This is a genomic window from Neorhizobium sp. LjRoot104, assembly GCF_964253725.1.
Taxonomy (GTDB): Bacteria; Pseudomonadota; Alphaproteobacteria; order Rhizobiales; family Rhizobiaceae; genus Neorhizobium.
In genome coordinates this window covers 1,393,998-1,407,495 of the sequence record NZ_CAXURS020000002.1, presented here as the reverse complement: position 1 = coordinate 1,407,495, position 13,498 = coordinate 1,393,998, and the positions used below count along the sequence as shown (strand labels likewise).

14 protein-coding genes are annotated in these 13,498 nt (G+C 61.8%); 6 read left to right on the top strand and 8 right to left on the bottom strand.

Annotation, left to right across the window (positions count from 1 at the left end; genetic code table 11):
* Nucleotides 1–20: 20 nt before the first annotated feature.
* The 6 genes from ACSQ8R_RS28820 to ACSQ8R_RS28795 all read left to right on the top strand — a co-directional run bounded on the left by ACSQ8R_RS28820 (nt 21) and on the right by ACSQ8R_RS28795 (nt 5,145).
* Nucleotides 21–1,271, top strand: coding sequence for an ABC transporter substrate-binding protein (locus tag ACSQ8R_RS28820; RefSeq protein WP_436256754.1), 1,251 nt, complete (start codon nt 21–23; stop codon nt 1,269–1,271).
* 21 nt (nt 1,272–1,292) lie between these two features.
* Nucleotides 1,293–2,168 (top strand): branched-chain amino acid ABC transporter permease, encoded by an 876-nt coding sequence (locus tag ACSQ8R_RS28815; protein ID WP_210011836.1) that lies wholly within the window; start codon nt 1,293–1,295, stop codon nt 2,166–2,168.
* A 10-nt stretch (nt 2,169–2,178) separates the two neighbouring features.
* Entirely contained in the window at nt 2,179–3,177 is a 999-nt protein-coding gene (locus ACSQ8R_RS28810) for a branched-chain amino acid ABC transporter permease (RefSeq protein ID WP_436256753.1), read from the top strand.
* On the top strand, nt 3,174–3,929 hold the full coding sequence (locus ACSQ8R_RS28805) for an ABC transporter ATP-binding protein (RefSeq protein WP_436256752.1): 756 nt from the start codon (nt 3,174–3,176) through the stop codon (nt 3,927–3,929). Before ACSQ8R_RS28810 ends, ACSQ8R_RS28805 begins: the two co-directional genes overlap by 4 nt.
* Nucleotides 3,922–4,626 carry an ABC transporter ATP-binding protein gene (locus ACSQ8R_RS28800; protein ID WP_436256751.1) on the top strand — a complete coding sequence of 235 codons (705 nt, stop codon included), beginning with the start codon at nt 3,922–3,924 and terminating at the stop codon, nt 4,624–4,626. The genes ACSQ8R_RS28805 and ACSQ8R_RS28800 overlap by 8 nt, the downstream gene beginning before the upstream one ends.
* 81 nt (nt 4,627–4,707) lie before the next feature.
* Complete coding sequence (locus tag ACSQ8R_RS28795; RefSeq protein ID WP_436256750.1) at nt 4,708–5,145, top strand: CoxG family protein; 438 nt, start codon at nt 4,708–4,710, stop codon at nt 5,143–5,145.
* 34 nt (nt 5,146–5,179) lie between these two features.
* On the opposite strand, the gene ACSQ8R_RS28790 is transcribed toward ACSQ8R_RS28795, so the two are convergent.
* From ACSQ8R_RS28790 to ACSQ8R_RS28755, 8 genes are all read right to left on the bottom strand, one after another.
* Nucleotides 5,180–5,860 carry a glutathione S-transferase family protein gene (locus tag ACSQ8R_RS28790; protein WP_436256749.1) on the bottom strand — a complete coding sequence of 227 codons (681 nt, stop codon included), beginning with the start codon at nt 5,858–5,860 and terminating at the stop codon, nt 5,180–5,182.
* Between the two features lie 46 nt (nt 5,861–5,906).
* Nucleotides 5,907–8,015: a molybdopterin cofactor-binding domain-containing protein gene (locus tag ACSQ8R_RS28785; RefSeq protein WP_436256748.1), complete on the bottom strand. Its 2,109-nt coding sequence runs from the start codon at nt 8,013–8,015 to the stop codon at nt 5,907–5,909.
* Nucleotides 8,012–8,491, bottom strand: coding sequence for a (2Fe-2S)-binding protein (locus ACSQ8R_RS28780; protein WP_436256747.1), 480 nt, complete (start codon nt 8,489–8,491; stop codon nt 8,012–8,014). The genes ACSQ8R_RS28785 and ACSQ8R_RS28780 overlap by 4 nt, the downstream gene beginning before the upstream one ends.
* Nucleotides 8,492–8,710: 219 nt before the next feature.
* A complete protein-coding gene (locus ACSQ8R_RS28775; RefSeq protein ID WP_436256746.1) occupies nt 8,711–9,685 on the bottom strand; it encodes a Bug family tripartite tricarboxylate transporter substrate binding protein in 975 nt (324 codons plus the stop codon).
* Between the two features lie 131 nt (nt 9,686–9,816).
* Complete coding sequence (locus ACSQ8R_RS28770; protein WP_436256745.1) at nt 9,817–10,440, bottom strand: nuclear transport factor 2 family protein; 624 nt, start codon at nt 10,438–10,440, stop codon at nt 9,817–9,819.
* A gap of 45 nt (nt 10,441–10,485) precedes the next feature.
* Nucleotides 10,486–11,991, bottom strand: coding sequence for a tripartite tricarboxylate transporter permease (locus ACSQ8R_RS28765; RefSeq protein WP_436256744.1), 1,506 nt, complete (start codon nt 11,989–11,991; stop codon nt 10,486–10,488).
* 18 nt (nt 11,992–12,009) lie between these two features.
* On the bottom strand, nt 12,010–12,471 hold the full coding sequence (locus ACSQ8R_RS28760) for a tripartite tricarboxylate transporter TctB family protein (protein ID WP_436256743.1): 462 nt from the start codon (nt 12,469–12,471) through the stop codon (nt 12,010–12,012).
* A 239-nt stretch (nt 12,472–12,710) separates the two neighbouring features.
* Nucleotides 12,711–13,472: an SDR family NAD(P)-dependent oxidoreductase gene (locus ACSQ8R_RS28755; protein ID WP_436256742.1), complete on the bottom strand. Its 762-nt coding sequence runs from the start codon at nt 13,470–13,472 to the stop codon at nt 12,711–12,713.
* Nucleotides 13,473–13,498 lie beyond the last annotated feature (26 nt).

Genomic DNA, 13,498 nt, shown 5'->3' with positions numbered 1-13,498 from the left:
GATCTCAGGAGGAGGACAGGATGACGAACGGAATTGAGAAGCTGGCTTTAAGGCCGATCGGCCGCCGTACAGCCCTTATCGGGCTGGCCGGCGTGGCCGGGACGCTTTCGATGCCATGGATAGCTCGGGCGCAGGCAGAAACCATCCGCATCGGTTTTCCGACGCCCTTGACCGGCCCTTTCGCTGCCGAGGCCAACGACCAGGTCCGGAGCGCCCAGCTCGCCGTAAAGCTCGCCAACGACAAGGGCGGAATTGCCGGCCGCAAGGTCGAGCTCCTGGTGCGCGACGATAAGCTGAATGCCGGCGAAGCCGCCACCCGCACGCTCGAGCTGATCGAAAAGGACAAGGTCCATGCGGTGGTCGGCGCACTTTCGAGCGCCGTACAGCTTGCGGTCAACGAGGTGACCCGTGCCCGCAGCATGCTGTACATCTCGATCAGCCAGTCGGACACCATCAACGAGGTCAAGGATTTCAGCCCCTATACGTTCCATGAGGCGTTAAATCCGACGATGACGACCGCGGTTGTCGCCAAGCACAGTTTCAAGAAGGGTTCGAAGGTCGCCTACCTTGTTGCCGATTACGCCTACGGGCACGAAATGCTGCGTGGTTTCAAGCGGGCGGCCAAGGAAATCGGTGCGCAGACGGTCAGCGAAATCCTGCACCCGTTTGGCGCTGCGGATTATTCGACCTTCATCCCGACCATCCTGTCGTCAGGCGCAGACATCCTCTGCATCTGCAATTTCGGCCGTGACCAGGCCAATTCCATCAAGCAGGCGGTGGATTTCGGCGTGAAGGACCAGATGAAGATCGTCGTGCCGGTTCTGCTGCATAACCAGCGGCTTGCGGTCGATCCCGAAGTCTTCGAAGGTGTCACCGGCGGCGCGAACTATTATTGGGGCCTGGAAGAAACCATGCCTTCCGCAAAGGCGTTCAACGACGCCTTCAGGGCCATGTACAAGGGAACGATCCCGACCGACTACGGAGCTTACGGCTATACCGGTGTCGCTTCCCTGTTGATGGCCATCGAAAAGGCAGGCGGGACGGAGCCACAGAAGGTGATCGCGGCTCTGGAAGCACTGAAATACGATATCGCCAAGGGGGAGCAGTCCTATCGCAAGTGCGACCACCAGTCGATGCAATCGGTACTCGTCCTGGAATCCAAGGCGAAAAGTGCCATGAAATCGGATGCCGATCTTTTCAAGATCGTCGCTGCGGAACCTGCATCGGAGAGCGTGCTGCGAACCTGCTCCGAACTCGGCTTCAAGAGCTGATACCCTGGGACGGATGAGGTCATGACTGTCCAATTGATTGCAATGCAGCTGTTTTCGGGGCTCGCTCTGGGCGCAGTCCTGATCATGGTTGCGCTCGGCCTGTCGATCATCTTCGGCATGCTCGGCATCGTGAACTTCGCACATGGCGCACTGTTCATGGTGGGAGCTTATGCGGGGCTCTACGTGGCCGGCCTGACGGGGAGCTTCTGGTGGGCTCTCCTGATCGCGCCGGTCATGATCGGCCTGTTCGGCATGCTGATCGAGCGTTTCCTCATCCGTCCACTCTATGGCCGCTCGCCGGACGATCCGCTGCTTCTGACGTTCGGCCTCGGTTACGTGCTGGTCGAAGCGGTGCGCATCCTTTTCGGCACCGACGGCATTCCGTTCTCGACGCCGGCAGCCCTGCGCGGCGTGGTGAACCTCGGTATCGGATTTTTCCCGCTCTACCGGCTGTTCGTCATTGGTGTGGTTGTCGCTGTCCTGTTGCTGCTGTGGATCGGCCTCGAAAAGACGAAATTCGGCCTGATCGTCAGGGCTGGTTCCGCCGATCCGCTGATCATGCGCGTGCTGGGTGTCGATATCAGCAGATTGTGGTTGGTCGTGTTCGGCATCGGCGTCGGCATCACGGCACTCGGCGGAGTGCTTGCTGCACCGATGCGCAATGTCAGCCCGGAGATGGGCACGCTGGTGCTGGCCGAAGCCTTTGTGGTGACGGTCATCGGTGGCATGGGCTCGCTTCCCGGCGCCGTCATTGCCGGCCTGATCGTCGGCGTCTCGGTCAGCATGACATCGCTCTTCGCCCCGGAAATGGCGACGATCGTCATGTTCGCGCTGATGGCGCTCATCCTGCTGGTACGTCCGAACGGCCTTTATGGCCGCGCCGCGCCTGGACTCTAGGGAGATCGCCATGTCCGTCATCAGAAATGCGGAACTCGCCCCCGCGCCCGCCCGACGCAGCTTCGCGACACTGTTTTCCAACGTCGGTCGCTGGCGGGTGCCGCTTTCAATCCTGGCGCTCTGCATCCTGCCCTGGGTGCTGCCCTCGCAGGCGCTGGCCGTCAACGTCCTGATCTACGGCCTCGTCGCTGTCGGCTACAATCTGCTCTTCGGTTACACCGGCCTGCTTTCCTTCGGTCATGCGGCATTTTTCGGAGCCGGAGCCTATGCCACGGGTATCGCGATCGGTGCTTTCGGCGTCCCCTGGTTCATGGCGATGCTGATCGGCGTGCTGTTTTCGGGCCTGCTTGCCGCCGTCATGGGGGTGCTCGCCATCCGCACACGTGGCATCTACTTCTCGATGGTGACGCTCGCGCTGGCACAGCTCGTCTACTATGCGGCGCTGCAAGCCTCCTCGTGGACCGGCGGCGAGAATGGCTTGCGCGGCTTTACGGTCAGCACGCTGCATCTTCCCGGCTTCTCGGTAAATTTCCTCGACCCTTTGGTGAAATATTACGCGATCATGATCGTGGTCGCGGCGGCGCTCTGGTTCGTGTCGAGGGTATTGAATTCGCCTTTCGGCGCGGTGATCGAAGCGATCCGCGAAAACGAGACGCGGGCGCGCGCCTGCGGCTATGATGTCGAGCGAACCAAGCTGTTGTCCTTCATCCTTTCAGGAGTTCTCTGTGGGCTCGCAGGCACGCTGTCGGCGATGCATCTGTCGATCGTGCCCCTGGACTCGCTCCACTACCAGACGTCCGGTCTGATCGTGATGATGACGCTGCTCGGCGGCGCCGGCAGCTTCTTCGGTCCCTTCATCGGCGCGCTGGCGTTTCTTTCGATGGAGGACATCTTCTCGCTCTGGACATCCAACTGGCAGCTGATTGTCGGCGTGATCTTCATCCTCTTTGTCCTCTATCTGCCGAAGGGCATCTGGGGCACATTGATATCCTGGGGCAAAAGCCGATGAGCGCACCCATCATGAGCGTCACCAATGTCGGCAAGCAGTTCGGCGGACTGGTCGCACTGAAGGATGTGACGGCCGATTTCAAGGAGGGCCAGATCACCGCCATCATCGGGCCGAACGGTGCCGGCAAGAGCACGTTCTTCAATATCCTGTCCGGCGCGCTGAGGCCTTCGAGCGGGACGCTGAGGTTTCGCGGCGCGGATATGGCGGGCGTGCCGCAGCACGACTACGTGCACCGCGGCATCGCCCGCTCGTACCAGATCACCAACATCTTCCCCAACCTTTCCGTCCTTGAGAACGTCCGTGTCGCGGCACAGGCTTTCCGGTCCCGCATGAACATCTGGGCAGACCGCGGTACCGACAGGGATAGCGAGGACAGGGCCTCGGCAATGCTCGCATCGGTTGGGTTGTCGGCGCGGGCGGCGACGCCGGCCAAATTCCTGGCGCACGGACAGCAGCGTGCGCTGGAAATCGCGATCGCCCTGGTGGCGGATCCGGCCCTTCTTCTGCTTGATGAGCCGACCGCCGGGATGGGGCCGGAAGAGACGCGCGAAATGGTGGCGCTGATAGAGAAGCTGGCGGCACAACGCACGATCCTGCTCGTCGAGCACAAGATGAAGATGATCCTCGGCCTCAGCGACCGCGTGCTCGTACTTCATCATGGCCAGCTGCTGGCCGATGGGACACCGAAGGAAATCCAGGCGAATCCCGAGGTTCGCCGTGTCTACCTGGGGCAAAATGATGGCTATGCTTGAAATCGAAGGCCTGAACGGCTGGTATGGCGCGAGCCACGTACTTCACGGGGTATCGTTCGCGGTGGAACCGGGCGAGATCGTCGCGCTTGTCGGCCGCAACGGTGCGGGCAAGACGAGCATCATCCGTTCGATCATGGGGCTCATGCCGCGCACCACCGGCGTCATCCGGTTCGACGGCGAAGACATATCCCGGCTCAAAGCGCACGACCGCTATGTCCGCGGCCTCGCCTATGTTCCGGAAGAACGTCGTATCGTGCGCGGGCTGACGGTGCTGGAAAACCTGCAGCTGGGGCTCGTCGCCGACCGCAAGCGGATCGACGAGGCGGCTGCGATCGACGAGATCGCCCGCAGTTTCCCCCGTTTGAAAGAGCGGTTGAATCAGGAGGGTGTCACGATGTCGGGCGGCGAGCAGCAGATGTTGGCGATAGCCCGTGCCATGATCGCCCGGCCGAAGATGATCCTGCTCGACGAGCCGTCGGAAGGGATCATGCCCGTGCTGGTCGAGGAGATGGGCGCTCTGTTCAGGCGGCTGCGGGAGGAGGGGACGACGCTGCTCCTCGTCGAGCAGAATGTCGAGTGGGCGCTGAAGCTCGCGGACCGGGCGGTCATCGTCGACCAGGGCGAGATCGTCTATCGCAGCGATGCGGCGACACTTCTGGCGGACAAGGACATCCAGGAGCGATACTGCGCGGTCTGAATCGGCTGTCCGCTGATCCAACACCATCATCATCATCGAACACAGGGCTTCGTTGCTGACGCGGCGAAGAGCGGTATCCCTATGGAAATCACCGGAGAGTACCGGCTGGAAGAGCCACGTGAGAACGTGTGGGTGAGGCTCTTCGATCCGGATGTCCTGCGCCGTTGCATCCCCGGCTGCAAGGAGCTGACGCAGACGGCCGAGAACAGTTTCGACGCGAAGGTCGTGCTCAAGATAGGCCCGGTTTCCGCAACCTTTGCGGCTACCGTCGAGATCCGCGATATCGAGGCGCCTGAGAGTTGCCGCATCATAGGCAAGGGAAACGGCGGCATCGCCGGTTTCGCCAAGGGAGACTGCGTTGTCAGGCTTGCGCAGGATGGCGACGCCACCATCCTGACCTATCGTGCCGATGCGGACATCGGCGGAAAGATTGCAGCGCTGGGCGGCAGATTGGTGCAGGCGACATCGAAAAAGCTCGCCGACCAGTTCTTTCTTTCGTTCTCATCGCGCGAAGATTGATGCGGGCTCACGCGGCTTGAACCGGAGATGCCCCTCACTTGAAGTGGGGGTTGTCCTCCCGTTCCAGCACCGCCCTCACGGCAGCCCGCTCGAGCATCTGGTTCTGATGCCTTGTGAAGCTCTTCAAGCTGTCCATGGGCAGTCCGTTGCTCCTTCCCCAACCGTAGAAGACGAGGGCGTAGGGATCCACCACCGTGTACCGGTCGCCCATGATCCACTCGTTGTCGGCGATCAGGCCGTCTATCTCCTGCATGCTCTCCCAATAGGAAGACACTGCCTTTGCGCGGACGTCGTCATAGACTTCTTTTCTTTCGACGAACCTATAAGGCCTGAACTTCGCTCTCTGGAAAATATGAGGCGTATTCGAGAACCAGGCCATCTGGGAGATGCAGAGCGTCTGGCCGAGGGTGTCGGCCGGGAACAGGCCGGCGTCCGGGCTGGTCAAGGCAATAAACGTCAATATCGCGGTGTTTTCGGTGATCACCCTGCCATCCGGGGCGATGAGCGCCGGCACTTTGGCGCGGGGATTGATTGCGAGGTATTCCGGCGTCAGATGCTGGTTTTCCGAGAGCAGCGTCTTCACCGGCCTAAACGGCTTGCCGGTCTCCTCGAGGGCGATGTGCGATGCCAGCGCACAGGATCCGGGACTGTAAAACAATGTCAATTCCCCGGTCGGGTTCGATATTCCGCCCGCGGCTGCAGATAGATCCGTCATTCTCCACTCTCCTTCTTATTCGGACTCGGCCGTGCCTGCCGTCTCGTCATGCCATCAGGGCCTTCATGATCCGATCGCGGGTCATCGGCATGTCGTGGATGCGCGTACCCAGTGCATGGGCGACCGCATTGCCGATGGCCGCTGCCGTTGGCCCACCCGCGCATTCGCCGACGCCGATCGGCGGATATTCATTTGCCTCGACGAGCTCGACGCGAATCTCCGGTATTTCCGAAAAGCGGATGACCGGATAGCTTTCCCAGTCGAGTGTCGCGATACCCTGCGGGCCGAAGCGGACCTCCTCGATCAGCGTCCAGCTGATGGCCTGGACGATATTGCCTTCGATCTGGTTGAGAATTCCGTCGGGATTGATGGCAAGCCCGGCATCGACGGCGCACCAGATATCCGTGACCCGCACTGCCTCGTCCACCTCGACGGCGGCGACGACCGCCGCATAGGCCGAGGAATTCTTGTACCGGGCCAGGCCGATACCCAGCCCGCTTCCGGCGCCCCCGGCATCGCGGGATGACCAGTTCGCCATCGCGGCCGCTTTCTCGAGGACGCGGCGGGCGCGAGGGTCGGAAAGAATGGCCAGCCGGTACGCAACCGGATCTTCGCCTGCGCGCCCGGCCAGATCATCAAGGAGGCCTTCGATGGCAAAGACGTTCAGCGTCGCTCCCAGGCCACGCAGTGACGACGTCCTCACCGGCACGTCATGAATCAGATGGAGTTCAATCCGCTTCGGGCCGATGTCGTAAAGAGGAATGCCATTGCGGGCAGCTCCACCACCGCGTTCAAGCGGAATGTCGAAGGGCTTGCGGTCAGGTGGCGGCGTCTTCATGGCGTGGGCGGCGAGCAGGCTGGCGCCGCCGACGCCGGGCCGCTGGCCATGGGTGGCGCTCCAGATTTCCGTGGTCCAGTCGATGGGCCGGCCGGTCCCGTCCAGTCCCGCATGGACGGTGACGGTCATGGCGGAGGAGAGCGGCTCATAGCCGAATTCCTCTTCGCGCCGCCACATGAGGCGGATCGGCTGGTCGGGCAGCGCAAGTGCCACGAGGGCAGCGTCCAGGGCGGCGTCGTCGGCACCGTTGTGACCATAACAGCCGGCTCCCTGGACATGATGGCAGGCAACCGCGTCGAGAGAAAATCCAACCGTCCTTGCGATATTCTCCCGCAGCGGGTGCATGCCTTGTGCATGGGACCAGACGGTAAGGACACCGTCGCGGTAGAGCGCAACCGCGCAGGAGGGCGCGATGGAGCCGTGCGAAAGGAACGGGCGGGTGAAGCGTGCGCAGACGCGGTCCATCGCCGGCTCCGGTGGAGGATCGCCCATCAGACGATCGTCCGACGGCTGGGAGGCGACCCAGTCAGGCGTCGCCTGTTCAGGAGCGAGACTGAGGGCATTGTCCCAGACGGCGCACTCCGTCGCGGCGACGGCCGCAGCGCGGACCGCGGTCTCATCGGTGCCGGCGAATGCCACGAAATTGTCAAGGCGAACGATGCGAATGTCGCCCCCCGCTCTGCGCCGGATCATCTCCTCATCCAGTTGCAGAAGCATGGCGCCGCGCCCGGGCTGGCGCAGTGTTCGCGCGTGCAGCATTCCGGGAAGCATCATATCCTGGATGAAGCCGGACCCGGTGAGCTTGGCCGGCAGATCCAGCCGTGGGACAGATCGGCCGACCAGACGGTGAGCGCTGCGCGGTTTTGGCGGAACCGCGCCCGTGGCCTCGGCGGAAAGGTCGAGTTCGCCAGCAATGCTCCAATAGTCGATGCCGCTCGGCGAACCGTTTTTCAAGAAGGCGCCATCTGCGACCGTCAGTTCGTCGGGTGCGGCGTTCAAACGCAGCGCTGCCCGCGCCAAGGCAAGTGCACGGACTTCCGCCGCCACGAGCCGGATCGCGGCACCGGAATGCTCGATGGACCAGCTGGATGCGGTATAACCTTCGCCGGGACCCTCGACGCTGTTACCGGACATCATCCGCACCTGGTCAATCCGAAGATCCAGTTCCTCCGCCGCGATCTGCGCAAGGGCCGTCAGCACGCCCTGGCCGAGTTCCACCTTGCCGGTGCCGATCCGCACCGTGTGGTCGTCCTGAAAGCGAAGCCAGCGGTCGAGACGGGGATTGTCCTTGAGGCTGAAGGTAAGGGCGGTCATCATGCCACCTTCTCACGCATGTTGGCTGCCGCCTTGAGCACAGCGCGCAAAATGCGGGGGTGCGAACCGCAGCGACAGAGATTTGCGTCGAGCGCGGCGGCGATTTCGGCCCGCGTCGGATCGGGATTGCGATCGAGGAAAGCCTTGGCCGCGATGAGAATACCCGAGAGGCAATAACCGCATTGTCCTGCCTGTTCGTCGAGGAATGCCTGCTGCAGCGGATGCAATGCCTCCGCAGACCCCAAGCCTTCAACCGTCGTGATGGTGCGGCCGGAAAGCGTGCCGATCTCCCGGCTGCAGGAATAGGCGGCAACGCCGTCGATCAGGACCATGCAGGCGCCGCATTGCTCCAAGCCGCAGCCGTACCGGCTGCCTTTCAGCCCCAGGTGATTGCGCAGCACGTCCAGAAGCGGCGCTGTCGAAGGCACGTGCAGTTCATGCGCCTGCCCATTGACAGTCAGGGTGTGGCATTCGTTCATCCAGTTCAATCCATCCTGTTGCCCGCATCTCGATCCCGGCCGAGCGCCGAGAAGATGTTTCTCTCCTCGTCGGCCATCGGTCTGGCTGCGATCCAGCTCGTCGAGGCGGTGATCCTCCGGCCTACGTCCATGCCCCGCCAAACCGGTTCCAAAGGGGCGTCGCGGCGAGGTGATGCGGCCGCGACACCGATAAGGCCCTATTGCGCCCAGACAAGCAGTTTAGGTCGGCTCGACAAGTCCGGCCTTTACCAGCGGCTCGATCGACCGGATCTCGCGTTCGATCGCGCCGGCCATTTCGTCAGGCGAATTGACGATGGGTGTCAGTCCAAGCGACGCAAATTTCTTCTGTGCCGCCGGGGTATCGCTCCACTCCTTGATGGCGGTATGGATCTTGGCTACGATCTCCTTGGGCATTCCCTTTGGACCGACAGCGCCGAACCATAGGGTCTGTTCGTATCCGTTGAGGCCCTGTTCTGCGACGGTCTGCACTTCCGGCAGCTCCGGAATCCGCTTGGCCGAGGTCACCGCAAGCCCGCGGATTTTTGCCTCGCGGATATGGGGAAGATAGTTGGACGGGGCATCGAGCGCGAAGTGGATGTGTCCGCCCAACAGATCGGCCAGCAACGGCGGGGAACCCTTGTAGGGAATATGATTGATCTGCACGCCGGCCATCTGGCCTATGATGGCAGCGGCGATGTGCCCCTTGGTCCCTGCGCCCGGATTTCCGATATTCACCTTTCCGGGGTTTGCCTTTGCATAGGCGATAAGTTCCTGGACGGATTTTGCCGGGGCCGAAGCGCTTGCGCTGAGCAGCGCCGGGCTTTCAGCAACAATCGAGATCGGCGTGAAGTCCACCTGCGGATCATATGCAAGGTTCTTTTGCACCACCTTGTTGGCCGCGATCGGCGCACTGCCGCTGATCATGATCGTATAGCCATCGGGTGCTGCGCGCGCGAGCCTGCCGCCGGCCAGGGCCCCGGCTGCGCCAGCGTGGTTTTCGATGACGAATTGCTGGCCGTATTTGGCGGTCAAGGCGTCGGCGACCAGCCGGGCGATAATGTCACTGGTGCCACCCGGGGGATAGGCCGAGATCACCACGACCGGTTTGCTCGGCCAACTGTCGGCCAGCGCAATTCCCCTGGACGCCAGCATGGCGGCTGTCCCGCCCAATACGATAAATTCCCGCCTGTTCATTATACGTCTCCTCCCACCCGTTGAATCGAGTTCCATAGGCGCAACACTATCGCGCCGCATTGTGTCCGCGAACCTCTGACTGAGACCATTCCGCTGCTTGGAATGGTCCTTTCAATTCCAAGCCATGGCCGTCAGTCCTTGCCGGCAAGCCAGCGTTCCTCGCCTTCGTGAAAAGCGCTGAGTTGGTCCGGCTGGTCGTCGCCCAGCAAATCGGATTTTACATTCACTCCGCGCGTGTGCTGGATATATGCCAGAAACTTGTAGGAAGGCCGCATCGTCGACAGGACGGACCAATCGATGGGAAGGACCTCCGACGGGTTGACGGGCTTGACGATGTCCCTCTCGAACAGGACCTCGAAGGTAAGTAGTTTCCAGGCGCCGCCCTCCCGCACGGCGCGGGAGAAGAACCGGCAGAAGACGTGAAGGTCGATTTCGACGCCCCCAGGCCTCGCGCGGTTGAAGATCATCGCCGGGCTTTCCACCGTTGCCCGGTCCCCCGTCACTTGCGCAAAGGCGGGAAAGACCCAGTGTTTGCTGTTGCCGGTCGCCTTCATCCACTCGCGCGTAGCGTCCACATAGGCCTGACCGCCGTGTCCATCGTACCAGCTTGTTCGGACATAGGCGTCGCGGTGGAAGCATACGCTCATCACCTCAAAACGACGCTGGTCACGTGCGAAGCGTTCGCGGCGCACGAGATCGAAGAGTTCTTCGCGGTCTAGAAGGGCCTTTAGGCGCGTACCGTCGTCCTGTTGCATCAGGGTCTCCTGGAAGTTGGTGCGTATGGATCCGTGCTGTGCCGATCAGTCGACTTCCTGCAGCCCTTCCTCGCGCACCTTGCGAAAGCGCGGCGACACGATCGAGAGGAGCAGCAGGGCGGCGACGACCAATGTTCCGAGACTGAGGGGGCTGGTGAAGAAGACGCTTGCATCTCCGTGGGAGATCAGCAGCGTCCGGCGCAGATATTCTTCCGCCATGGGACCAAGGATCATGGCCAGGATGAGCGGCGCGGGCTCTGCTCCCGTCCGCTTGAAGAAATATCCAAGCACGCCGAACAGTGCCATCATGTACACGTCGAAAACGCTGTTGTTGATGCTGTAGACGCCGATGGCCATGAACACGCAGATCATCGGGAATAGAAAATGGTACGGCACCGAAATCAGCTTTGCCCACATGCCCACGAGCGGCAGGTTCAGGAACAGCAACATCAGGTTGCCAATCCACATCGAGACGACCAGGCCCCAGAACAGGGCTGGCTGCTGGGACAGGATTTCCGGCCCGGGCTGGACACCCTGCACGACCAGCGCTCCAATCATCAGGGCCATGGTGGCGGTTCCCGGCAGGCCGAGCGTCAGCATCGGTATGAAGCAGGTTTGCGCAGCGGCGTTGTTTGCCGCCTCCGGTGCCGCTACCCCCTCGATCGCACCCTTGCCGAATTCCTCGGGACGCTTCGAGATCTTCTTCTCCAGAGCGTATGCCGAGAAGGACGCCAGCAGGACTCCGGCGCCGGGCAATACTCCGAGCAGGACCCCGATGCCGGTGCCACGCAGGATCGGCGCAGTCATCCGCCGCCAGTCCTCGGCCGTCGGGAAGAGGCTGCTGACAGGCGCGACGCCGACCACCCGTAGACGCTCGTTTTCGAGGTTGATGAGGACGTCACCCAGGCCGAATATGCCCGTGGCGACGACGACGAAGTCCAGGCCGTCGAGCAGGTAGGGCGAGCCGAACGTATACCGCGCGGCACCTGTATTGATGTCGGTGCCGATCATCCCGAGGATGATGCCGAACAGCGCCATGCCGAAAGCCGTCAGCAGCGATCCGCTGGTCAGCACCATGGACGTAATGAGGCCGAGCACGATAAGCGAGAAATACTCCGCGGGCCCGAAGGTGAGGGCAAGGCTTGCCAGCAAGGGTGCCGCTATCACGATGAAAAGCGTTCCCACCGTGCCGGCGAAGAAGCTGCCGATTGCGGCCGCCGCCAGCGCGCGACCGGCTTTGCCCTGTTTTGCCATCTGGTGCCCGTCGAGCGTGGTGACGACGGATGAAGCCTCTCCTGGAAGGTTCATCAGGATCGCAGTCGTCGAGCCTCCGTATTGCGATCCATAGAAGATGCCCGCCAGCATGATCAGCGCTGTATCGACCGGCAGCCCGAACGTGAACGGCAAGAGCATCGAGATGGTCGCAATCGGCCCGAGGCCGGGCAGGACACCGACCGCGGTGCCAAGAAGCACCCCCGCAAAACAATAGGCGAAATTGGACAGCGTCGTTGCCGTCGAAAACCCCAGGAGAAGTCCGTTGAAAATGTCCATGTCAATCCTGCGAAGCGGTTAGAAACCGAGAACCGGCAGCCAGCTTCCCACCATGGGGATGGGCAGGCCGAGGAGTTCGATGAAGACGACGGAGCAGAGCGCAGCAAAGGCGAGAGACCCTGCGACGGCCTTCCACCCGATGTGAAACTTGATGCTCGTCGTCGCGCTTAAGATCGTCAGCAGGAGAATGGCCAGCGGCAACCCGAGTGTCTCGACCGCCAGTCCGAAAATCACCACCGCACCGGGGACCAACAAGAGCGGCTTCCATCGAATGGCGGGCAGCATTTCCGGTTGGGCCAACTGCGCGCGAAAGAGGACGAGGAGGCCCGTCAACACCAGCAGACTTGAAATGATGACGGGAAAGTATCCGGGTCCCATCCGACCTGAGGTGCCGAATGGGTAACTCATCGCAATTGAAACGGACACGACACCGAAAACAACGAAAAAGAGTCCCAGTAAAACATCTTGGCTCAGCTTCATCCGAGGCTCCCATTTTCCAAATTGTTCATGCAACCTGCGATTATGCGTGCTGATTTGTCTGTTCAACAGCCGAACCAATACCTTTCACCGCGTCGCAGTCATTCACAATACAAAGCCGGCTCGCGCTGGCAATGTCACAGGCAATCTGTTTCGCCAGACGATCGGCCGATGATGCGGACGCAGCGGGAAGGCGGCGCCCGAGGGCGCCGCCGCCTCTCAGATATCTGCGGCTTCAGCGGCTAAAGATGGCGACCTTCATCGGCCGGTATGACGATCCCTGTCGAACTCGTGAGGTTGACGATGCAGGCCGTCACTGCCCGCGCGACATCGTCGGGAGCGGTGATCCTGGCAAGAGGAAGCCGTTCTGCGACTTTCTGCAGCTGATCCCGGGTACGGTGAGGAACGAAATCAGTATCCACCCCGGCAGGCGAAACGGAGAAAACGCGAACCTTGGGCGCCAGCACCTTGGCAAGCGCAATTGTGAGCGCATCCAATCCGCCCTTCGCCGCAATATAGGCCAGGCTGCTGCCCACCCCGGTCCGGGCGGCAATGGAGGAGATATTGACGACGGCCGCGTTGTTGCCTCGCTCCAGCATCGGTCGAAACGCACGAACCATCGCGAAGGGGCCTCTGAGGTTTATCGCTATCGCGCGATCGAATATTTCGTCGGTGAGCGCGTCGAGGTCGCTTGCCGCGACTGGGTTTGTCGCACCCCCGCAGTTGACCAGGGCATCGAGACCGCCGGTTTTTTCACCGAATTCGACGGCGGCCTCGGTAACGGATGCCGGATCATCGATCGCGATGCGCATGGCGTAGTGGCCGCTGCCGTGAAGGCTTTTGACGACGTCATCCGCCATCTCCCGGCGGCTGTTGTAGCCGACCACGACGGTCGTGCCCATACTGGCGAGCCGCGCGGCGATCGCGCGCCCGATACCGCTGTTCCCACCGGTAACAAGCGCAACTTTTGGAACTGCCAGTTCCGGAACTTCGATCAGTGGCATTTTTCCTCCCGAAAAATCTTGCCGAC